This is a genomic window from Flavobacterium sufflavum, assembly GCF_004016525.1.
Taxonomy (GTDB): Bacteria; Bacteroidota; Bacteroidia; order Flavobacteriales; family Flavobacteriaceae; genus Flavobacterium; species Flavobacterium sufflavum.
In genome coordinates this window covers 1-1,039 of record NZ_SACJ01000027.1, presented here as the reverse complement: position 1 = coordinate 1,039, position 1,039 = coordinate 1, and the positions used below count along the sequence as shown (strand labels likewise).

At 29.5% G+C, this 1,039-nt stretch carries 1 protein-coding gene; it reads left to right on the top strand.

Annotated elements, in window-relative coordinates; all coding sequences use genetic code 11:
• Positions 1 to 113 precede the first annotated feature (113 nt).
• Positions 114 to 1,019: an IS982 family transposase gene (locus EOD40_RS17835; protein WP_128197852.1), complete on the top strand. Its 906-nt coding sequence runs from the start codon at positions 114 to 116 to the stop codon at positions 1,017 to 1,019.
• Positions 1,020 to 1,039 lie beyond the last annotated feature (20 nt).

Here is a 1,039-nt window from a genome sequence, read left to right as displayed (position 1 = left end):
TTAACGTGAGTTCGATATAATCACGTAATAAATACGTAAAAATAATTGTACAAAAAAGCAAAAGTTAGTATATTTAAAGTGCTTAATTTCAAACAAATACTAAACTTTTGCTTATGCTTTCGCTAGATAAAATTACTACTATTTTTTGCTCTATTGATGATTTTTGTAAAGATTTTGCGCCAAACTGGGAAAATCAACTTCTTTCAAACGGAAAAAAACGAATAAGAAAATCTAATTTATCACTTTCAGAAATTATAACAATTCAAGTTCTTTTTCATATTTCTGGTTATAGAAATTTCAAGACTTTTTATCTTGATTATGTGTCTAAATTTTTAACAAATGAGTTCCCAAATTTGGTTAGTTATAATCGAATGGTAGAACTCAAATCCACATCTTTTATTCCGATGATGATTTATTTAAAAACTAAAGGTTTGGCAGATTGTACAGGTATCAGTTTTGTAGATTCCACACCATTAAGAGTTTGTGATAAAAGGAGGATTCATCAAAATAAAACTTTTAAAGGCTTTGCTCAAAGAGGGCAATGTTCCTTAGGTTGGTTTTATGGTTTTAAGCTTCACATTGTAACTAACGATTGTGGAGGAATCATTGATTTTATGCTTACTCCAGCCAATGTTCACGATACTTCTCCATTGAAAATGAAAGGATTTATCAAGAAACTATACGGTAAACTTTTTGGTGACAAAGGGTATCTTTCCAAAGAACTTTTTCAGGATCTATTTTCAAACGGAATACATCTTGTTACCAAATTAAGAAAGAATATGAAAACTAAACTCGTAACCCCGATTCAAGACGCTTTTTACCTCAGAAAAAGAGCCATAATTGAAACCATATTTGATCAATTAAAAAACATTTTCCAAGTAGAACATTCAAGAAATCGTTCGCAAACAAACTACTTCAATAATATTTTTTCCGCTCTGATTGCTTACAACTTTGCAGACAAAAAACCGTCTTTGAAAAATAATTTCCTAGACACAAAACAATTAGTACTTTTTCAATAAGTTTATATCGAACTCACGTT